This is a genomic window from Citrobacter sp. NCU1, from assembly GCF_010231475.1.
Lineage (GTDB): Bacteria > Pseudomonadota > Gammaproteobacteria > Enterobacterales > Enterobacteriaceae > Citrobacter_D.
Map to the genome: position 1 here is coordinate 1 of NZ_NRDO01000074.1, position 21,104 is coordinate 21,104.

Below are 21,104 nucleotides of genomic sequence, written 5' to 3' on the forward strand. Positions count from 1 at the left end.
GGAATGGGGAATGGGGAATGGGGAATGGGGAATGGGGAATGGGGAATGGGGAATGGGGAATGGCCAATGCCAGGATATTCGACGAACAAAATATCAACACCCCAAAAGTGATCACAGATATTTAGAATCCATTCGATATGGATTTTTTGCCTCGACAAGTCAATTCCTGATTTACAGTGGATCTAAAACCCACCGATAATTATCTCTGATGACTTCAAAAATCATCTATTAGAACGGTAAATGCTATTCAGGATAGTTTTAAAATCAGGTTAATACAACAAATGACTGGTTGCGGAGATTATGCCGACATACCAATAATACATGACATTATCAACATTCACTATATCTATTCATTGATAAAAAAGTACAAACCAGTCTCATTACGATAAAACAGAAGCAATGCTAAGATTCAGCATCAAATTTGTTCAGGTAAATGACGTACAGAAATAAGCCGTTCTCTTTCGAGGGTAATATACCCCCCTTTATGCAGTTCTGATAATATGCTGAAGACCCTGTTGTGGGATAATGGCGCTCTTTCCAGAATGAACGATGCGGCCGAGATATTTTCATATCCTATCAGAATATAAGTCAAGTTCCAGTAGATGATACTTCACTATTGCATATGAATCCTTTCCATTCAGGTCAGCACTGCGTGATATTAACCCTTGAGAAAAATAGGATAGGATAATCGCAACATTATTCCATAGTTGAGGGGGTGCCTCCCGTTGGATACGAATGCTTGTTTCACCAACACTAATAACATCAGTGTTAGTTTCCGTCCGAAAAAAAATCACAATTCTGTGAGTCAGGAAGATATTCCCTAAACTAATGGTCATTCCAGGAAAAAACACATGTTATCACACTACTATTATCCGAATAGCATTAGGATAACTGACCATTTTTTATGGTATAGCATAATCTCCTGCCATCATCACCTAATGGCAGTCGCTCACCATTAAAAAAACGCGTACTGTGCCCTTTGAGACTAAGAATCTCTGATAGTTCTTCCAGCTCCTTTACAGGATACGGTAGCGAGTTTTCTGTTTATAAGTTGCCCATAAAATCACACCATTCTCACAGGTTATTGCGTTATTAGTAATATCTCTTTTAGCCAGACTAATGCTATTCAGAACAAATTCTAAATGCTATGGCACTGTCGGAAAAAGTTGCTGATACTGCAGAAGTAGTGCTTGCGACTGTTGCTGATGGCCGTAAAAACGTTCGATGGCGATCATACTTAACAAGACATTACGATCGTTATGCTTCAAAGAGTATTTGCGAGCTGCGGTCATAAACTCAACCAAATCATCAGGATTGTGACTGTTGTTGTAGTCAACAAGCTGCGAAACCATCTCATCATATTGCGCGCGTTCTGGTTGCATATAGAAATACCAGGGCATTGGCTTTGGAAAATCAACATAGTTATTTCTCTCCAGTTGCGTTAACTGTTGGTGAGCGAACAGTGCGATTACGCTGTAACAGAAAAGACATGCCCCGATCACCAACATACCCGTGTTTAACACGTAAACAGGCTGGACCGCAGTACGTAATTCATCTTGTTCGCCTATCCGCAACAGCAAAACAAACACTGCCAGATGAATAAATGACTGGTACAGCGGATATTCCAGATTCATATGTACGAGCAGCGGCAACAACAGTAGCGAATATCCTGCAGACTGATTTTTTTTATGGATTGCACACAAGACGTTGTTTATCCAACTACTAAATAACAGCCCGACGCCAATAAGCCCCAATATCCCCCCCTGAAACCAGAAAAACAGGAGTTCATTGTGCGGGTGAGTAATAACATGAGTGTACTGGTAACCGGGATCAGGATGAGCCATCACAAATCGGCTGAATGCATATTCGAATGTGCCATATCCCCATCCAGAAAAGGGTTTTTGCGCAATCATAGTTAGTGTCGTGGCGAGAATATGCAGGCGTTCGTGATTAGAGCCTTGAAACTCGCGCGCCATCATCTCCACTTTGCCATTGATTACCACGTGCGTATGCAGCACGATCCAATACCCTGCAACGGTTGCCAGTATCATCAGGCCGAGCGCGACCAAAATCTTAGACGTTTGGTTTTTTTGAAAAAGAGGTAATTGCGCCAACACCACGATGACTGCCCCGACCATCCCTGCCCTGGATTGTACCAGTGCAATAACAAATGCGAGTAATGCCAGTCCTGCGAAACAGACTACAGAGCGAAGGAAGCGCGTCTCTTTTTGTAGCAATAAAAAGCCGCATCCGCTCCCCGTCGCCAAAAAACTGCCCAACAAATTTACCTGCTGGAAAATGCCGTACGGACGACCATGATTGCGTAGCCAACTATATTCATACCAGCTAAACCCCAGTGCAGGAGAAAAGGTCTGTATCAGCGCAATGCCACACTGAACCAGCGACAGACAAAATATTAACGCAACAATCTGCCGTTTCGTGTTGTCATTCAAATACCAAGGCCGCATCAAACTCCAACATACAAACGCCACGCAGAAAATAATGACACCAGAACTGTTGGCGGTCTGAAATGCCCATGGGATCCCCGTGCATAGCGCACCGCTAATAACCAGCCATTGGTTATTAGCGACCCGGCATAGGGGTTGTCGTCTGCAAGAAAGAAAAATAAACGCCAAACCCACAAACAGTAACAGAAGCAGGTTGTAACCTAAATTTACGCCTGTTCCACCTGCTGAAGGAATATAAAACGCAGAAGCAAAGCACAGAATAATAATATAAAATTTAAGCATATTATCTAAATTGCCGTTTACTGCTGGGTCATAATCACGGTAGCACTGGCGCTGAATGCACCGGTAGGAACATCCCCAACGGGAGTTGCAGGATTTCGAACTGCTTCAAATCCCAGATCCAGCGTGTTTGAACCTGGGACAAAGTTAATCGATGTACTATCACTCGTAGAGAGTGGTTGATTATTATAAATAATCGTCACGCCCAGACCGTTCGCCGAGGATTTAACAACTTGCTCCCCCCCTATTGTTAACGGGGTATAACTCAATTTCATAATCACTGGAATACTTGTCACATCGCCAGTACATTCCACTGGGATCTGAGTATGATGGATAGAACCTGTTCCGGGCACCGTCACCAACTGCGCGCGGTCTACTGTCCCCAGATTCACGTTCAAAGTGCTACCATTGTTTATAGTACATGATGTAGGCGGTTGCGGGGGAGTAGGCGGAATTGGAGTATATCCGTCGCAACCACGACCGCGAGTTATTGCCCAGGATTGTCCTGCTTCATTCAACAATAGATAGCAGGTATGAACAGCGTATGGCGTACTGTAATTGATAGGCTGATCTGAACTAGTCGCATTTAGTGACTGTTGAGATACATTGATATTCGCCTCAACATAAAAAGGGTTACTTATTGAAGAGTCTCTGTTTGGCGTATCCAGCATCAGTTCAATTCTGTATTGCCCTGATACAGGTACAAACCCATTAATATATATGTTACAAGCCCCCGCCTTAAATTTAGATCCAGCATCTAATCTAGGAAGATCCCCATCACACATTACTTCTCCTGTTGAGGAATATTGAATGCCCTGAACGTTTATCATAGCACAGCATGTTTGACCATAAACAAATATAACCAGCAAAAAAACAGCCCTGATTATACTCGAAATTTTTATCGAACAATTGTATAGAACCACAATGAATCACTCATTCAATAATTATAATTAAATCCAGATGTGTTTGTAGGAAAGGCAGCACACATAATACCGCTATTCATAAATCATCTCGAAAGTCGCTACGGAACTAAAATCACCAGGTATTATTGAGTGATTATTTATTGCGTCAGGCTCCACTTTTACATAAGCCTGTAACTCAAAACTGTTAGTTCCATTCGACAATTGATAAGGAGACATTGTAGTATTTATCGGTATCATCGTTCCGTCACTTTTCTCGATTCCGATAGCAAAACCTGACGCCGCCCCGGTTACCGCCAATAATCCCGGTAAAGCAGGGCTTTCATTACCATTAAACAAAAATGTGACGCTCTTCTGTATAGAATTATCGCAGTTAATCAGGTTAATGGTGAATGGTGAATGGTACACTCGCTGTTTGGGTATTAAGATAAAGATATTCCTGCACGATTGTACCAAAATCAACGGCAATATCCGTGGTTGTCGGGTCTAAATCACAGGGTTCACTCACCAGCGACCCGCTAAAATTAAGGTTGTTTTCGACGGCCAGTGCCGGAAAAGCACTCCCCAACAAACTCACTGTCGCCGCAGCGATGATTGGCCAACCGTATCGTTTCATGGTCACACTCATTGATAATCTGCCGTTAGGGTCGCTGTCGCACTGAACGCCTGCCCGGTCAACGCTTTACCCGGATCTTTAACCGGTACTGCGGTCAGTTCCATGGAAGAAAGTCCCCCCAGAGTAGTAGTAATCGACTTGTTAAGCTGCATCGGTGCGCCGTTGGCCTGAATCTGGATCCCCAGCCCATCAGCACTGGTGACAACTGCCGCTTGATCAAAACTGACTGCATTCCCGCTGACAGTAAGATTCAACGGTGAATCATCGGGCGCGCCATGGCAATCCACGATATAGGGAATTGGTTGTTTATAGGTCACACCATCCACTTTTTTAATACCGACATTGCCAAATGAAATATTCATCACCTGATCGTTGTCGATCGTACAAGACGTTGACATCATAAAAACGCCGGAGAAATTATAGATAACGGTATCACCGGTTTGTTGCGCCTTTGCCGTTGTGAACAGTGTGAGCATCATTAGCGCGGAGATCAGATAACGCATGTGTTTTTTCATTCCATCTGACCTAATTGAATGCCATCGTTAAGGTGCCTGATGCGCTAAACGTGGTACCGCTGGTCACGTTGCTGGTGTTGTTGTTGCTCACCTGAACAATCTGCGCCTCCAACTTTGGCTGAGAATTTGAATCGACATTGAACCACTCCCCCATGCTTGACGGTACGCTGTCTTTCAACAACTCAATCGCGATGATGCCTTTATCCGTCGCTAAAACCTGACTGCCGTTGTAAGTTTCATAACTGCCGGAAGCCGAAGTAAAGCGCATCTGTAACAACCCTTTTGTGTCGCCGGTGCAGTAAAAATCGCTGGTGAGCGGTTTTAGATAATCGCCGTCCAGTTGGATCGTGCCGTTACCCGTATCCTTCAGTTGAACGGTACCAAAGTTCACATTTAGTGTTCCGCCCTGGTTGAAGGTACAGGAGCCATTGGCAACTACCGTTCCGGTGACAGAAATGTTGAGTTTGTACTGGTTTCCGGTATCTGCCCGTGTAACGGGCACCACATTAAGGAGCAGGCAGAGGATCATCGATACAATGAATAATTGCTTAGTCATAGCTCACCTTAAAATCCACTACAGTGCGAAACGTACCTGTCACCAATTCACCCTGGGTTCTTACAGGCGTCACCGTATAACTCAATTGGTTATCGCCTAATGAGAGAAATTGGGGCGCGCTACGTTCGCCCGGCGTCACCTGCCGCCCTTTGGCATCGCGTATCATTAAACCTACACCTTTTATTCCTTTCATCAGCAGCAGTGATGGATTATCCGCGTTAACCGCTGACTCAAAGCTGACAGTAATGACAGGCTGAATCGGATCCCACATCACGGTTTGTGTGGTGCGATTGGTTTGTGTTCCGCCGGTACGCTGGCAATCTAACAGACGCAGCGTAAATGGAACGGACACCCCGTTGTCTCCTGGGTGCAGCAACAACCCGCGTGGAATGTTATCCATGGCTACTTCCTGATATGCAGAGTGCATATCAAGCTGACATGCACCTTCATGTAAACTGCCATACAAATGCAGCTCACCGTGTTTGCCATCCGAACTCCAGTGATCTTCAGCCAAGGCCGATGCCAGAAGGGTGCTTGTCAGCAAGGTCAAGCTCAGGTGATATCGTTTTTTCATGATGCCCCCCTTTGTTGCACGACGTAGCATTTAACCCGCTTTGACGTTGGCAACGGTACAGCTACTACCCGAGCAGTTGAAGGTCAGCAGCGGTCGTCCGCCAAAATCATTCACAAAAGTGAGTACAGGATGAGCCCCCAACGCGGAAGCGCTGCCGCCCAGAGTAAGATTACCCTTCGGCGCTATCATCATCGGTTTAAAGCCACTGACATCATTGCCTTTCGCTGACGCCGCCGCTCCAACGATAGTGACGTAATACGGTGTTGGGTTGTTGAGCACATAACCGTCACCCTGACGAGTTAACGTCAGCTTTTTCTGTGCTTCGTTTTCATCACCTCGGGACAACGTCAGCACAGCCGGGCGATAGAACATCTTCACTCGCGTTTGCAGTGCCAATTGCAGAGTATTTGGCTTATCACTTTTGGGCGGAATTTCTCGCACATTAAAATAGAACAGAGATTCTCGATCCTGCGGTAGCGATGCCAGATTGCCTGTTGCCTGAATTTTTACCTGCCCTTTTGCACCTGGCTCTACGCGCTGTAACGGAGGTAGTGCCGTCAGCGGTGACTCAATTTTATTGCCATTACTGTCTTCTACCCAGGACTGGGCGAGATAAGGTAAAGATTTATTCTGATTGGTGATGGATACACTCATTGAGCTTTTATCCCCCTCAAACACCACGCGGGTCCGGTCGAGCGCGATAGCGGCATGGGCTTGTTGAGCCAGCATAATCAGGGTAATAAAGCTGAGGGAGGTTTTAGCTATTTTGTTCATCTTGTTCATAAGTTTCACTTGAATAAATTGAGTTAAAGAATGTTGAATGTGGCCGTCCATGCCAATTACCGCGCAGTGTTCACCTCTTGCGAACACTGAGGCACACTCCTTTATTTCGGGTTACAGGGCAGCAATAACCCTTTTCCCAATTCCGGAAGCGGTGATGGCAGCGTTATCCGACACTGCACTTCATCGTTCCAGCTCACATCCATTTGTTCTCCAGGGCGTATACCTGCCAGCCAGGTGCTGCCACCGTCGCCGATAATCCCTGTCTGTATCCTATTTTGATTGTGAATTTCGGCACCAAACGGCGGCACACTGCCATCGGCGAGTTTGATCACTGCCATGGCCTTTTTGCCAGCCAGAATGCCGAATTTACGATAGCCAATCGCCCCTTCCGTAAGCGTACCCTCAACCACCGAACGGTTTGCGTCGACATCCTCCGGCAGTGCGTCCAAATCAACGCTGATCGCGCTGTGGTAATAGCTGTTGATATCGCTCACGACAGCCTTCCCGAAGGCGTTAGTCCGTTCTATGCCACCGGATCCGCGTACTGGCACTTCGCTGACCCCGTCAGTGTCCACCATCATGCGCGTACCGCCGACGGATGATGTACGATGCAGCGCCGCGCCATGGGCTGTTGCAGTCCCCCCCCCCTGAAGCGACAGGCCGAATGAACTGCCCCTGGTCCCGGTGAGGCTGGCATTAGCACTCATTGAGGTCATGTCACCATCGTGCGTAAAATAAGCACTTCCCGAGCCTCCACCGGTACTGCTGGAACCCGTATCAATGCGATAGCTATTGTTGTCGTCAATGCGATCGTAATACCCCACGGTCTGACTGCCGTTGCTCCTGCCAAATTGACCGTTGTAGCTCAGCGTGCCACTTTCACCCCAGGGAACGGACAGACTTAAATATATGCCGTCGTCCTTCGCATCGTCATACTGGGTTCTGTAGGCCGACAGACTGACGCTGACGTTTTTAAAATGACCGAAGTCGAAATAATCCGACATTGACAGGTTCCAGGTGTCGCTGGCCGCGCGATCCCAGTAGGTCTTGTGACTGTAATTCAGGAACACACTGAGATTCAGCGGACGGAACTGTTTATTCATCGTGATGGTATAAAGCTCTTTATCGCCGCCTGAGTCATTACCATTGTTATAGCGCGCATCCAGATACTGGCTCATATTCATGTAATTACGTTCTGAGAAGCGGTAGCCCGCAAAGGTCACCTGGCTGTCGTAATCTTCGAAACGCTTTGAGTAGCTGACGCGATATGAGTTACCTTTTTTCGTTCCTTCATTCGGTAACTTGGCCTGAGATCGAGTGACATCAAACGAAATTGCACCCAGCGCCAGCAGGTCGCGCCCGACCCCAATCGCCAACGAGTTATAGTCCCCAGCAAAGAGGCCGCCGCTGTAGATTGACCAGCCATTACTCACTCCCCAGGAAACCTCACCAGTGGCAAAATCTGGCCCCTGTGAATGGTGGTCGTAGTTCGAGGGTTTGCCCGTCGAGACTTTATAGCGCACCAGGCCAGGACGAGTCAGATACGGAATGCTGGCGGTATCAACCTGCCAGGTTCTGGTGCTGCCATCCTGCTCTTCCACTTTGACATCCAGGCTTCCTGATGAAACAGCAGAGTTCAGATCCTGGATCCGAAACGGCCCCGCCGCGACGGTTGTTTCATACAGCACACGTCCCTGCTGGCTAATGGTCACTTTGGCATTGGTTTTTGCCACGCCGGTAACCTCGGGCGCATAACCCCGTAAATTTGGCGGCAATTGTTTATCATCCGTTGAAAGGCTAACGCCACTGTAGCGAAAACTGTCAAACAACGAAGAATCAAGAGAATTCTCCCCGAGCATCAGCTGCGCTTTCAATGAAATAATGGCTCGATAGGCATAAAAGCGGCTCCAGTCCCAGCGCTGTTGAGTACTCTGTCCCTTCTGCTGCTCGTATTGCGACTGCCAGTCTGCTCGTAACCGCCAGGGACCGAAGTTCATCCCCGCGGTACCATTACCACTCAAGTTATTACTCCTGTCGCCCGTTTCCTGGCGGTTGGATGTGGCATTCATGTTGTAATCAAACAACATTCCGGCGATACCGTTATCCCACCGTGACGGTGGATCCCAGTTATCAGCGGTGTATTCCAGGTATGCTTGCGGTACGCTGACATACAGGATGCTACTACCCAGATCGGGACGAACGGTGATCCCCGGTAGCGAGTTAAGATCCAGACATTGTCCGTCATGCCACCACTGCGCGTTATTTGCTGTTTTCTCTTTCAGACCCAATAGTTTAACAATGTCTGGCGTCAAACAGGCCAGACTCCCCTTTGGGTCATTTTCCGGAGCCAGAAACTCAACGGTTTGCTCCGGGATTTCAGATTTGTTGACATGTAATACCAGTTGATATTTCCCGGGCATTAAATATCCGGCCTGAGAAAATTGGCTTAAATCAATATTGGCGCGTTCTTTTACATCAAGAACGTCGGTATTAAATTCCACCGCATTATCGGCATAAGCGATATGTATCATTCCCAGCATCAGATGCAGACTGATGGTCAGCGGGTGCAAGATCCGACGATATTCGACTGATTTGCCATTAGACGTTTTTTTAGTTGTCAGCATTTTCAATTTTGCTATTTCAAAAGTAATCAACTTTAAAACGCAGGACGGTATGATATTCTCCGGCCTCAAGCCGATGGTGATTGCCCGTTAAACGAAGTGTATAGTCCAGTTGTTGCTCGCCCGCCGTCAGTGCCATTCCCGGCATCGGTTGCCCTGGCATAGCGACATGTCCGGCAGCATCGGCTATTTCTAAGCCAATTCCCGATGCTCCGTTCACGCTAAATACGCCGTCCTGTACCGGACCATCAAAAGTGGTTACAAACCAGGCCCAGTCTTTTTGCTCGGGGTTGTTTGGCTGCAAAACACAATTCACCAGCTGCAGGGAGAATTTATGTACAGGCCCCTGGCCATTGTGAATAATCTCCCCCATCGTGACCGCCCCCATATTAATGGTTTGCTCACGATCGGCAGTGGCAATAGCACAAGGTGTTTCAATAATACTGCCTTGCATATTGACGCGCCCATGCTCCTGGCTCTCTGAAAAAGCGATATCGGCATGGAAAATAAAAAACGTCAATATGCAGGGCAGCACACTCCCCCTGAAATAATGGGTCATCCCATACTCCGTTAATAAAAACATGAACAGAGTGCTGTGCCGTTTACGAATAAAATAAACGACACAGCTAATTAAAAGCGAATAATGTAACGTATTCGTTTTTAGGTATTACTGATAAGACAGGGTGAAATCAGCTACAGACTGGAAGCTACCCGGGACGATAGTTGCGGACGCACCATCACCCTGCAGATATGCAGAGAATGCCAAGGTGTTGTTACCATCCTGCAGTGTCTGCGCCGGAGACGGAGAACCCAGAGTGATCACTTCGCCAGAGCCGTTAGTGATAGCAATTGATGCGCCTTTCGCGGTGCCAGTAATGCCCAGCAGGTCAGGATTACCTGAAGAAGGTGCACCAGTAAAGGTCGCCTGCACACTTTTAAGCGTGGTTGTATCGCACTGCTCCAGTTTGATATCAAACGCCTGTGGCTTAGAAGTACCGTTATTTTTCAGCGCAACGCTGGATACTTCGCCCAGTTTAACGGTCTGATCCACGGAGTCTGGAGAGATTGAGCACGGAGCATCAATGATTGAACCGATAAAAGTCACAGTTCCGTGGCCTTGATCTGCCGCATGTACTACACCCATAGCCATACCAGAGACCATTGCAACAGCAATGGCAATTTTTTTCATGCCCATGAAGATATTTCCTAATATTATCTATTAGCCTAATGGTAAATGCTTATTAAATATTAAGCATCATCATAAAACATCCATTAATTAATATTGATGGCTTGCTTTATCTGAACATATTATCTATTGCTTGCACGCCATTCACAAACAAAAAAAGATCCAATATTACACTGATGCGGCGTCTAAAATTGGACTATCTATGTTCAGTACCGTAGAATTCAATAATCATAGTAAATTTTGCCCACCTCATTTTAGGAAGACATTAAAGTTCAGTACAATTGATATAAATACGCGTTCTCTATACCGCAGGATGCTGTTACTTGCCAGGATGGTGTGTTGCCAGTCGACAAAATTGTCGTGTCGTGAATTATATGTTAGAGAAATATATATTTATTAATAAATAAAGAACAAGTGCGCTACAAAATAACTTTTCTCTTGATATTTTCGCTTCTGGTTCAAGGCGGACCTTTAGGGCATTTCAAGTCATCGGATCGCTAAAAGATCACAATATCTGATGGTATACGTAGGGAAAGGATTTCGTACTTCACCTGCCGCTGTTGCCGCATTCCCTGCCCAGCAAAATAAAGCGTCCCCTTCCCGCTTTTAGCTTTTCTGTTAGTCTCAAAACCTCCATCCGCATTTCACGACCTACCAGCCTGCACCACTGTGCTGGCGATAGTGTTCAACGGTGGACAACCTCCTTGCTCATAAGCAGAGACTAATCCTGCCCGGGTACATTCAACCATCAATTTTCTCTCTATCCCGACCAGTGCGGACATCATGTGCAAGATGAAGTGCCTGGTCGGGCTGGAAGTGTCGATGCAGTCTGTCTGACACTTAAAGTGAACACCTCGCTGGTGTAATCATCCGACAGCAGAACCCAAGTCCGCATGTTGCGGTCAAGGCGGTCCAGCGTCCAGATCACCAGCGAATCACCATCATTCGGTGTTAGCAAAAGCTTTTTGAGTGCCGGTCTGTCAACCACCGTTCCGCTCATTTTTTCTTCGAATATTTACTCACATCCTGCCCATTCCAGAACTTGTGTCTGAAGAGCCGTGTATTGGTCATTTATTGACACTCTGAACCGTATTGCCATTTTAAACCTGGTGCTCATCGCACCGGAAAACGTCCACCACATCCCAGTGACACACCTTGAGTTCGTTTAAAAAAACGATGGTGGCAGCGGGCCCGATAAAAACTATCTCAGACGCATGCGATCCTGAAACTGATAGCTTCACAGATGCCATGAATAATGATTCCGGCCATCCGAATTTAGGGCCTGGTGAACTGCTCTACAAACGTGTGATGATGGTGGGTATTGGAGCCCTGGTAAATAATCTGGTTCACCTATCGTTTTTATTGGCGCTGTGTTTCCCCCCTGCGACCAGCAATACCGGCGCTAAATTCTACATGGTTATCAACCTCGAATCGGCTATGAGATGGCGTGGCATCCCTGACGTCTCAACCACTGTTTTTTGGCTATCAGACCGTACCTGCGGCATTGAAAAAGAAACAATACGGCAAAACCTGCCTCCTTACTTTTAGTCTCCGAAGCATTTGCCACGACTCGCGGTGCGGCCGGGATCATCCATCCAGCGGGAAAACACAAACCACATATCACGAACAGCGTTCGTTATCTGAACATCTGATCGTGCCCAGGGCATCGACACCAAAAATTTTGTTAGGGCATCAAACTCAATCCACGACTGAAGGTATAACGATGCTCGAGGAAAAGAATGGGTCAAGTTGGCAATATAATTTTTGAAGCCGTGCTGACACTCGATAAACGGCACGGTTTAATGATAGAGGTCATATAAACGGGAGGTATTATGGAGAAAGGTTTTGGAGAAAAGAAAAAAATTATATATTCCAGGTTGTTAATTTCACATACACCTTCTGAGTTCAGAGACTAAAAAGTATGTCATGGCAACACTTCAAACTCACTTATCTGATTAAATTCTGGGCCCCGGCCCCTGCGGTCATCGCAGCAGGTATTCTCTCCACGTATTATTTCGGCATCACCGGCACGTTCTGGGCGGTAACGGGGGAATTTACCCGTTGGGGCGGTCAAATCCTGCAATTGCTTGGCGTTCACGCCGAAGAGTGGGGTTACTACAAAATCATTCATCTGGAAGGCTCTCCCCTGACCCGCATCGACGGTATGATGATCCTCGGCATGTTCGGCGGCTGTTTTGCCGCGGCGTTATGGGCTAACAACGTCAAATTGCGCATGCCCCGCAGTCGTATTCGCATCATGCAGGCAATTATAGGCGGAATCATCGCAGGATTCGGTGCCCGCCTGGCAATGGGCTGTAATCTGGCCGCATTCTTCACGGGCATTCCGCAGTTTTCCCTGCACGCCTGGTTCTTTGCGCTGGCCACGGCGATAGGTTCCTGGTTTGGCGCCCGCTTCACCCTGCTACCCATTTTTCGTATCCCGGTAAAAATGCAGAAAGTCTCTGCCGCTTCTCCATTGACGCAAAAGCCGGATCAGGCCCGTCGCCGCTTCCGTCTGGGCATGCTGGTATTTATCGGAATGATCGGCTGGGCGCTGCTGACCGCAATGGACAAACCGAAACTGGGGCTGGCGATGCTGTTTGGCGTCGGATTCGGTCTGCTGATTGAACGCGCGCAAATCTGTTTCACCTCGGCGTTTCGCGATCTGTGGATCACCGGACGCACCCATATGGCGAAAGCGATCATCTTTGGTATGGCGGTCAGCGCAATCGGTATCTTCAGCTATGTGCAGTTAGGCGTAGAGGCAAAAATAATGTGGGCCGGTCCGAACGCGGTCATCGGCGGCCTGCTGTTTGGTTTTGGCATCGTACTGGCAGGCGGTTGCGAAACCGGCTGGATGTACCGCGCGGTCGAAGGCCAGGTCCACTACTGGTGGGTCGGTTTCGGCAACGTGATAGGCTCCACCTTGCTGGCCTATTACTGGGATGACTTCGCCCCAGCGCTGGCCACCAGTTGGGATAAAGTGAACTTACTCAACACCTTTGGTCCGTTGGGTGGCTTGTTGGTCACGTACCTGCTGCTGTTTGCCGCCCTGATGCTGGTCATTGGCTGGGAAAAACGTTTCTTCCGTCGTGCCGGGCTAACGCTGGCTAAGGAATCTGTATGAAAGACATCGTCCCGGACTATCGCCTCGATATGGTCGGCGAACCGTGCCCCTATCCGGCGGTCGCCACACTGGAAGCCATGCCACAGCTGAAAAAAGGGGAAATACTGGAAGTGGTCAGCGATTGCCCGCAATCCATTAATAACATTCCGCTAGATGCGCGCAATCACGGCTATACGGTGCTCGATATTCAGCAGGATGGCCCAACCATTCGCTATTTGATTCAGAAGTAATCCTCATTCTCCCGTTGCGCCGTGCAACGGGAGTCTTTCTATTACCCGTTAGCGTGCGGAACTCGCGCGGAGTTTCCCGGATTTTTTCAGCATGCGGATCCCCACACAGGCCAGCAGCACGGCCAGCGCAAGCGCCCCAGAAATCATCCAGTCTCTCGGATCCGAGTTCAACACCCGCGCACTCAGCGCCACCAGCATCAGTAATGTAATACACAGCGTGCTGTATTCTTTCACTATCACCCGACGCCAGTGAAAGGAAAAGGTGCGCAACGTCTGAGGCAGCCCCGTCAGACGAGGCAACAAACGCGGCGTCCGGGCGCAATACTGCCGATATGTTTCACCGAAACGCCCCTCGAGGTAACGCTCTTCCGCAGCAATAATGCAGGCGTACGCCAGGAACAAAACGGGCATCGTCATCGTCAGATACCACAGGTTATTCGCCATCACGCCAAAGCCAATGATTAACAAAAGATTGCCGAGGTACAATGGATTTCGACAGTGCTCAAATAATCCCGTTTGCACCAGATTATCGGCATACACCTGCCGATTGCGCCCACCGCGCACAATGTAATCCAGCCCCACAGTCAGAATGCGTATTCCTTGTCCGGTCAAAACAATCAGTCCGCCAATAACCAGCATCGCGGTATGTGCGTCAACGGCGTTCGTATGCCCAAAAAACAGCGTTAAATATAAAAAAGGAAATAACGTATTGCGGGTGCGAAATAGAAAATGACCAACCGATACCATCATTTAATGGCCACCATTCCACAGAAGTTATACCAGCGGAAAAATACCTCGACGCTACGGAATCCGGCATCAATCAGCATCTGTCGATTTTCAGCTTCACTAAAGGGGATCAGGACATTCTCCAGCGCTTCGCGTTTCTGGCTAATTTCCAGTTCGCTGTAGCCGTGACGACGTTTCATGTTGTAGTAATAATTGATGTACTGACGATTCAGCTCCGGTGATTCACACACCACTTTTTCAACCAGAATTAATGCGCCGCCTGAATTCATTCCCTGATAGACGGAAGAGAGCAGCATTTTGCGGTGCAAAGGACGGACAAACATCAACGTCAGCAGCAGAGTCACCACAGAGGCGTTATCCATCGCCGACATCTCTCTGAGATCATGACAGAGAAAGCGCGCATCGCGGGAAGATCCCAGTTGCTCAAATTTATCCCGGCATTTGTCCAGCATCTCTGGCGAGTTATCAATCCCGGTAAAGGAGACGCTGTTCGGCAGCAAATTGTCCAGCAAGGCCAGTGTCGTACCGGTAGCACAGCCCAGATCATACAGTTGCGTTCCCGGTACGGCATAGCTTGCCGCCATCTCCCCGGTCATCCGCTGAATCTCCTGATAAAATGGCACAGAACGATCGACCATATTGTCGAACACACCTGCCACCTGGCCATCGAAGCAAAAATCTCCGGCCGCTTTTTCTTGTGCAAACAAGTTATCCAAATTCATCTTTATTCCACTAAACAGAGGTGTAGCCCCCGAAACAGGCAAGGCTGAAGAAATATTTAGAATATGTTTAACTTGCTTATATTAAGATAACATTAGGAAGCGGAACAAAATCAGAAGCTTTAATTAATTTGAGAATTATAAACTTTGTTTTAGAGTATTCTGCAACATTATTACGACACGCATTCAAAGTCACCTTGATAATTTTGCATCTTTCGTTGAAAAATCATTACTCTTCAGTCAATTGAATATCCTGAAAAGACTTTACTTATTTTGATAATATTTCACCAAAACATAATCTAAGTGAATATTTAATAATAAGCACATGCGCCATGCATGGGAAATTTAACGCGGTGAATGCGAAATACCCAAATAGAGAATGACGTTGCATGACTGCTCGTTGTGGAAGCGTCGGCGTCAGTCCATCAAGACCGTTCGACGCTCCCTTTATTGCGCTGAAAACACTATCAATGTAAAGAGAGTGGAGAAGCACTACACCTGCATGGACATCACTTCCTGATACGCTGACACCAGTTTGTTACGCACCTGGATCCCCATCTGCATAGAGACGGAGGCTTTTTGCATATCGGCCATCACATCGTTGAGCGCAATCCCGGGTTCACCCAGCGTGAACTTTTCTGCCTGCACGCGCGCGGCGGTCGATGTATCACTGATACGATCCAACGCCGCGTGTAACTGACCGGCAAAACTCACGGTCGGTTGTGGGAGCGCCTCTTGCGCTTTCGCGGACATCGCCGTTGCCTGTAACTGGCTGATGACCCCTTCAATCCCCTGTATTGCTGACATTCTGTTCCCCTGGATGATTTTTTACGCAGCAGAGATTAACAGCTTGTCAATAAGATAAAGGCGCTAAATAACGATAAAAAACCTCGGTTTTTGGCGCATAGAAAAATTCGAAACCGCAAATAATGAGACCGTCAATTTTTCGAGTTTGCTGACCCGGGAGTGAGTCTTGTTCCACTTTGCAAAAAACGCCGTCCATGATCAGTCACGAGGTGCGAGATGAGTGCGACTGCATCGACTGCAACCCTACCTAAACCTCTCGAGTGGCTTAACCGTCTACGCGCGAATCCCAGAATTCCCCTGATTGTGGCCGGAGCTGCCGCGATTGCCATTGTGGTTGCGATGGTTCTGTGGGCAAAAGCGCCCGATTACCGCACGCTGTTTAGCAATCTGTCCGATCAGGATGGCGGTGCCATCGTCACACAACTGACCCAGATGAACATCCCCTACCGGTTTACGGAAGGCAGCGGCGCTATCGAAGTTCCGGCCGATAAAGTGCATGAGCTGCGTCTGCGCCTTGCGCAGCAGGGATTACCGAAAGGCGGTGCCGTCGGTTTCGAACTGCTGGATCAGGAGAAGTTCGGTATCAGCCAGTTTAGCGAGCAGGTCAACTACCAGCGTGCTCTGGAGGGTGAACTGGCCCGGACCATCGAAACGCTGGGTCCCGTGAAACGCGCGCGTGTGCATCTTGCTATGCCTAAACCCTCGCTGTTTGTTCGCGAACAGAAATCCCCTTCCGCCTCTGTCACGGTGAATCTGGAACCGGGACGCGCGCTGGACGAAGGGCAAATCAGCGCCGTGGTGCACCTGGTTTCCAGCGCCGTCGCCGGTCTGCCACCAGGGAATGTCACGCTGGTTGATCAGGCAGGTCATCTGTTAACCCAGTCGAATACCAGCAGCCGCGATCTCAACGACGCGCAGCTGAAATACGCCAGTGATGTGGAAGGCCGCGTGCAGCGTCGTATCGAATCCATCCTCGCGCCGATCGTCGGTAGCGGCAATGTGCACGCGCAGGTCACGGCGCAACTGGACTTCGCCAATAAAGAGCAGACGGAAGAACAGTACCGTCCGAATGGCGATGATTCGCAAGCGGTGCTGCGTTCGCGACAGCTTAACGTCAGTGAGCAGGTCGGTTCCGGGTATCCCGGCGGCGTTCCGGGCGCACTGTCTAACCAGCCGGCACCGGCCAATTCAGGGCCGATCAGCACGCCGCCAGCCAATCCGCAAAATGGTCAAAACGCCCAGCAGACGTCCAATAGCAGCACGGCGGGGCCGCGCAGCACGCAGCGTAATGAAACCAGCAACTACGAAGTCGATCGGACCATTCGCCACACGAAGATGAACGTGGGTGATCTACAGCGTCTCTCGGTGGCAGTAGTGGTCAACTATAAAGCGTTACCAGACGGTAAACCGTTGCCGCTAACAGCCGATCAAATGAAACAGATTGAGGCGTTAACCCGTGAAGCGATGGGATTCTCCGACAAGCGTGGCGATACGCTGAATGTGGTGAACTCGCCGTTTAGCGCAACGGATGAAAACGCGGGCGAACTGCCATTCTGGAAACAGCAGGCCTTTATCGAACAGTTGATCTCTGGTGGTCGCTGGCTGTTGGTTCTGTTGGTCGCCTGGATTCTGTGGCGTAAAGCGGTACGTCCGCAACTGACTCGCCGTGCTGAAGAAGCGAAAGCGGCGCAGGAACAGGCGCAAATGCGTCAGGAAACTGAAGAAGCGGTCGAGGTTCGCCTCAGCAAAGACGAGCAAACGCAGCAGCGTCGGGCGAATCAACGCCTGGGCGCCGAAGTGATGAGCCAGCGTATTCGCGAAATGTCAGACAACGATCCGCGCGTCGTGGCGCTGGTCATTCGCCAGTGGATGAATAACGATCATGAGTAATACCCTTTCCGGCACCGATAAAAGCGTCATTTTGCTGATGACCATTGGCGAGGATCGCGCGGCGGAGGTGTTCAAACACCTCTCCCAACGCGAGGTACAAACCCTGAGTGCGGCGATGGCGAATGTTCGCCAGATCTCCAATAAACAGCTCACCGACATACTGGCGGAGTTTGAGCAGGAAGCCGAACAGTTCGCGGCGCTGAATATCAATGCCAACGAATACCTGCGTTCGGTACTGGTGAAAGCGCTGGGCGAAGAGCGTGCCGCCAGCCTGCTGGAAGACATTCTCGAAACCCGTGATACCGCCAGCGGCATTGAAACGCTCAACTTTATGGAGCCACAAAGCGCCGCCGACCTCATTCGCGACGAACACCCGCAAATTATCGCCACGATCCTGGTGCACCTCAAACGCGGCCAGGCGGCGGATATTCTGGCGTTGTTCGACGAACGTCTGCGCCACGATGTGATGCTGCGTATCGCCACCTTCGGCGGCGTACAGCCTGCGGCACTCGCGGAGCTGACGGAAGTGTTGAACGGCCTGCTCGATGGTCAGAACCTCAAACGCAGCAAAATGGGCGGCGTGAGAACGGCGGCGGAAATCATCAACCTGATGAAAACCCAGCAGGAAGAAGCGGTTATTACCGCCGTGCGCGAATTCGACGGCGAGCTGGCGCAGAAGATTATCGACGAAATGTTCCTGTTCGAAAATCTGGTGGATGTCGACGATCGCAGCGTTCAGCGCCTGCTACAAGAAGTGGATTCCGAATCGTTGCTGATCGCCCTGAAAGGTGCGGAGCAGCCGCTGCGCGAGAAGTTCCTGCGCAATATGTCGCAACGTGCCGCCGATATCCTGCGCGACGATCTCGCCAACCGGGGTCCGGTACGTCTGTCTCAGGTAGAGAACGAACAAAAAGCGATTCTGCTGATTGTGCGCCGTCTGGCGGAAACCGGCGAGATGGTGATTGGCAGCGGCGAGGATACGTATGTCTAACGAACTGCCGTGGAAGATCTGGACTCCGGACGATCTCGCCCCACCGCTGGCGGAATTTGTCCCTGCGCAGCAGGACGACGATGCGCTATCCGCTGATGTCGAGGACGAACCCGCACTGAGCGCCGAACAGCAGCTTGAGCAACAGCTGGCGCAGTTGAAAATCCAGGCGCACGAGCAGGGATATAACGCCGGTCTGGCAGAAGGGCGAAAGTCCGGCCACCAGCAGGGATATCAGGAAGGCATGACGCAAGGTCTGGAACAGGGCCAGGCGCAGGCGCGTTCCCAACAGGCGCCGATTCACGCCCGCATGCAGCAACTGGTCAGCGAGTTTCAAAACACGCTGGATGCGCTGGACAGCGTCATTGCCTCACGCCTGATGCAGATGGCGCTGGAAGCGGCGCGTCAGGTGATTGGTCAGACGCCGGTGGTGGACAATGCCGCATTGATTAAGCAGATCCAGCAGTTGCTACAGCAGGAACCGCTGTTTAGCGGCAAGCCTCAGTTGCGTGTTCATCCCGATGATTTACAACGCGTGGAAGAGATGCTCGGCGCAACGCTCAGTCTGCACGGCTGGCGTCTGCGCGGCGACCCCACCCTGCATCATGGCGGGTGTAAAGTCTCCGCTGATGAAGGCGATCTTGACGCCAGCGTCGCCACGCGCTGGCAAGAACTCTGCCGTCTGGCAGCGCCCGGAGTCGTCTGATGACTACCCGCCTGACCCGCTGGCTTAATACGCTGGACAACTTCGAAGCCAAAATGGCGCAACTGCCTGTCGTACGTCGTTACGGTCGGCTGACCCGCGCCACCGGACTGGTGCTGGAGGCAACAGGACTGCAACTCCCGCTCGGTGCAACCTGCATTATTGAGCGTCAGGAGGGGACTGAAACCAATGAAGTCGAGTGCGAAGTTGTCGGCTTTAACGGCCAGCGCCTGTTTTTAATGCCGCTGGAAGAGGTCGAAGGCATTCTGCCAGGTGCCCGCGTCTATGCCCGAAATGGTCATGGCGACGGGCTGCAAAGCGGCAAGCAATTGCCGCTGGGCCCGGCGCTGCTTGGACGCGTACTGGACGGCGCGGGTAAGCCGCTGGACGGCCTCCCTTCCCCGGAAACCACCGAAACCGGCGCGCTCATAACTCCGCCGTTTAACCCGCTCCAGCGCACGCCCATAGAGCATGTGCTGGACACCGGCGTGCGGCCAATCAACGCCCTGTTAACCGTTGGACGCGGTCAACGTATGGGTCTGTTTGCCGGTTCCGGGGTCGGGAAAAGCGTCCTGCTCGGCATGATGGCGCGTTATACCCGCGCGGACGTGATCGTCGTGGGGCTGATTGGCGAACGTGGCCGTGAAGTGAAAGATTTTATCGAGAATATTCTCGGCACTGACGGACGCGCACGTTCAGTGGTGATCGCCGCGCCTGCGGATGTTTCGCCGCTACTGCGTATGCAAGGAGCAGCCTACGCCACCCGTATCGCAGAGGATTTCCGCGATCGCGGACAGCACGTGCTGCTGATTATGGATTCATTAACCCGCTATGCGATGGCGCAACGTGAAATCGCACTGGCGATCGGTGAACCGCCTGCAACGAAAGGCTACCCCCCTTCTGTCTTCGCCAAATTGCCCGCGCTGGTCGAGCGTGCCGGGAACGGTATTCACGGCGGCGGTTCCATCACCGCGTTTTATACCGTGCTGACCGAAGGCGACGACCAGCAGGACCCTATTGCGGACTCCGCGCGCGCGATCCTTGATGGCCACATCGTGTTATCGCGCCGCCTTGCCGAGGCCGGGCACTATCCGGCCATTGATATTGAGGCGTCGATCAGTCGTGCAATGACCGCGCTCATCACCGAGAAACACTACGCGCGGGTACGTAATTTCAAACAACTGTTGTCCAGCTTTCAGCGTAACCGCGATCTGGTCAGCGTTGGCGCCTATGCCAAAGGTAGCGATCCGATGCTGGATAAAGCCATTGCGTTGTGGCCCCAACTCGAGGCGTTTCTGCAACAAGGTATTTTTGAACGGGCGGACTGGGATGACTCCCTTCAGGCTCTGGATCTGATTTTCCCGACGGTGTGATA

At 50.1% G+C, this 21,104-nt stretch carries 22 protein-coding genes and 1 pseudogene; 7 read left to right on the top strand and 16 right to left on the bottom strand.

What is annotated here, in order from left to right:
- Window positions 1–415: 415 nt before the first annotated feature.
- The 13 genes and pseudogenes from CJP72_RS26385 to CJP72_RS26390 all read right to left on the bottom strand — a co-directional run bounded on the left by CJP72_RS26385 (window position 416) and on the right by CJP72_RS26390 (window position 11,518).
- Window positions 416–592: a helix-turn-helix domain-containing protein gene (locus CJP72_RS26385; protein ID WP_162383165.1), complete on the bottom strand. Its 177-nt coding sequence runs from the start codon at window positions 590–592 to the stop codon at window positions 416–418.
- A gap of 553 nt (window positions 593–1,145) precedes the next feature.
- Window positions 1,146–2,750: a PglL family O-oligosaccharyltransferase gene (locus CJP72_RS20485; protein WP_162383166.1), complete on the bottom strand. Its 1,605-nt coding sequence runs from the start codon at window positions 2,748–2,750 to the stop codon at window positions 1,146–1,148.
- A gap of 17 nt (window positions 2,751–2,767) precedes the next feature.
- Window positions 2,768–3,532, bottom strand: a complete 765-nt coding sequence (locus CJP72_RS20490) for a fimbrial protein (RefSeq protein ID WP_162383167.1) — start codon at window positions 3,530–3,532, stop codon at window positions 2,768–2,770.
- A 210-nt stretch (window positions 3,533–3,742) separates the two neighbouring features.
- Complete coding sequence (locus tag CJP72_RS25650; protein ID WP_342212335.1) at window positions 3,743–4,075, bottom strand: fimbrial protein; 333 nt, start codon at window positions 4,073–4,075, stop codon at window positions 3,743–3,745.
- On the bottom strand, window positions 4,050–4,283 hold the full coding sequence (locus tag CJP72_RS25655) for a fimbrial protein (RefSeq protein ID WP_238340130.1): 234 nt from the start codon (window positions 4,281–4,283) through the stop codon (window positions 4,050–4,052). The genes CJP72_RS25650 and CJP72_RS25655 overlap by 26 nt, the downstream gene beginning before the upstream one ends.
- Window positions 4,284–4,291: 8 nt before the next feature.
- Complete coding sequence (locus CJP72_RS20500) at window positions 4,292–4,798, bottom strand: fimbrial protein (protein ID WP_162383168.1); 507 nt, start codon at window positions 4,796–4,798, stop codon at window positions 4,292–4,294.
- Between the two features lie 10 nt (window positions 4,799–4,808).
- Complete coding sequence (locus CJP72_RS20505) at window positions 4,809–5,354, bottom strand: fimbrial protein (RefSeq protein WP_162383169.1); 546 nt, start codon at window positions 5,352–5,354, stop codon at window positions 4,809–4,811.
- Complete coding sequence (locus tag CJP72_RS20510) at window positions 5,347–5,928, bottom strand: fimbrial protein (protein WP_162383170.1); 582 nt, start codon at window positions 5,926–5,928, stop codon at window positions 5,347–5,349. The genes CJP72_RS20505 and CJP72_RS20510 overlap by 8 nt, the downstream gene beginning before the upstream one ends.
- 30 nt (window positions 5,929–5,958) lie before the next feature.
- On the bottom strand, window positions 5,959–6,711 hold the full coding sequence (locus CJP72_RS20515) for a fimbria/pilus periplasmic chaperone (protein ID WP_162383171.1): 753 nt from the start codon (window positions 6,709–6,711) through the stop codon (window positions 5,959–5,961).
- A 101-nt stretch (window positions 6,712–6,812) separates the two neighbouring features.
- The gene (locus CJP72_RS20520; protein ID WP_162383172.1) at window positions 6,813–9,335 is read right to left on the bottom strand and encodes an outer membrane usher protein; all 2,523 of its coding nucleotides are present in this window, start codon (window positions 9,333–9,335) and stop codon (window positions 6,813–6,815) included.
- A 16-nt stretch (window positions 9,336–9,351) separates the two neighbouring features.
- Complete coding sequence (locus CJP72_RS20525) at window positions 9,352–9,891, bottom strand: fimbrial protein (RefSeq protein WP_162383173.1); 540 nt, start codon at window positions 9,889–9,891, stop codon at window positions 9,352–9,354.
- A 108-nt stretch (window positions 9,892–9,999) separates the two neighbouring features.
- A complete protein-coding gene (locus tag CJP72_RS20530; protein WP_162383174.1) occupies window positions 10,000–10,527 on the bottom strand; it encodes a fimbrial protein in 528 nt (175 codons plus the stop codon).
- Between the two features lie 635 nt (window positions 10,528–11,162).
- A pseudogene (locus CJP72_RS26390) lies at window positions 11,163–11,518 on the bottom strand (recombinase family protein).
- A 155-nt stretch (window positions 11,519–11,673) separates the two neighbouring features.
- On the opposite strand from CJP72_RS26390, the gene CJP72_RS20540 reads away from it, so the two are divergent.
- The 3 genes from CJP72_RS20540 to yedF all read left to right on the top strand — a co-directional run bounded on the left by CJP72_RS20540 (window position 11,674) and on the right by yedF (window position 13,875).
- Window positions 11,674–12,066 (top strand): 3'-5' exoribonuclease, encoded by a 393-nt coding sequence (locus tag CJP72_RS20540; RefSeq protein WP_162383175.1) that lies wholly within the window; start codon window positions 11,674–11,676, stop codon window positions 12,064–12,066.
- Between the two features lie 373 nt (window positions 12,067–12,439).
- Window positions 12,440–13,645 (top strand): selenium metabolism membrane protein YedE/FdhT, encoded by a 1,206-nt coding sequence (yedE, locus tag CJP72_RS20545; RefSeq protein ID WP_162383176.1) that lies wholly within the window; start codon window positions 12,440–12,442, stop codon window positions 13,643–13,645.
- Entirely contained in the window at window positions 13,642–13,875 is a 234-nt protein-coding gene (gene yedF, locus CJP72_RS20550; RefSeq protein WP_162383177.1) for a sulfurtransferase-like selenium metabolism protein YedF, read from the top strand. The genes yedE and yedF overlap by 4 nt, the downstream gene beginning before the upstream one ends.
- 48 nt (window positions 13,876–13,923) lie before the next feature.
- On the opposite strand, the gene CJP72_RS20555 is transcribed toward yedF, so the two are convergent.
- The 3 genes from CJP72_RS20555 to fliE all read right to left on the bottom strand — a co-directional run bounded on the left by CJP72_RS20555 (window position 13,924) and on the right by fliE (window position 16,148).
- On the bottom strand, window positions 13,924–14,625 hold the full coding sequence (locus CJP72_RS20555) for a methyltransferase family protein (protein ID WP_162383178.1): 702 nt from the start codon (window positions 14,623–14,625) through the stop codon (window positions 13,924–13,926).
- The gene (gene cmoA / locus CJP72_RS20560; protein ID WP_162383179.1) at window positions 14,622–15,344 is read right to left on the bottom strand and encodes a carboxy-S-adenosyl-L-methionine synthase CmoA; all 723 of its coding nucleotides are present in this window, start codon (window positions 15,342–15,344) and stop codon (window positions 14,622–14,624) included. The genes CJP72_RS20555 and cmoA overlap by 4 nt, the downstream gene beginning before the upstream one ends.
- 489 nt (window positions 15,345–15,833) lie before the next feature.
- Window positions 15,834–16,148: a flagellar hook-basal body complex protein FliE gene (gene fliE / locus CJP72_RS20565; protein WP_162383180.1), complete on the bottom strand. Its 315-nt coding sequence runs from the start codon at window positions 16,146–16,148 to the stop codon at window positions 15,834–15,836.
- A 216-nt stretch (window positions 16,149–16,364) separates the two neighbouring features.
- Between fliE and fliF the strand changes: the two genes are divergently transcribed.
- From fliF to fliI, 4 genes are read left to right on the top strand one after another with little or no spacing between them, the layout of a single operon-like run.
- A complete protein-coding gene (gene fliF, locus CJP72_RS20570) occupies window positions 16,365–18,038 on the top strand; it encodes a flagellar basal-body MS-ring/collar protein FliF (protein ID WP_162383181.1) in 1,674 nt (557 codons plus the stop codon).
- Complete coding sequence (fliG, locus tag CJP72_RS20575) at window positions 18,031–19,029, top strand: flagellar motor switch protein FliG (RefSeq protein WP_162383182.1); 999 nt, start codon at window positions 18,031–18,033, stop codon at window positions 19,027–19,029. Before fliF ends, fliG begins: the two co-directional genes overlap by 8 nt.
- A complete protein-coding gene (fliH, locus tag CJP72_RS20580; RefSeq protein WP_162383183.1) occupies window positions 19,022–19,732 on the top strand; it encodes a flagellar assembly protein FliH in 711 nt (236 codons plus the stop codon). Before fliG ends, fliH begins: the two co-directional genes overlap by 8 nt.
- Complete coding sequence (gene fliI / locus CJP72_RS20585; RefSeq protein ID WP_162383184.1) at window positions 19,732–21,102, top strand: flagellar protein export ATPase FliI; 1,371 nt, start codon at window positions 19,732–19,734, stop codon at window positions 21,100–21,102. Before fliH ends, fliI begins: the two co-directional genes overlap by 1 nt.
- Window positions 21,103–21,104: the final 2 nt, after the last annotated feature.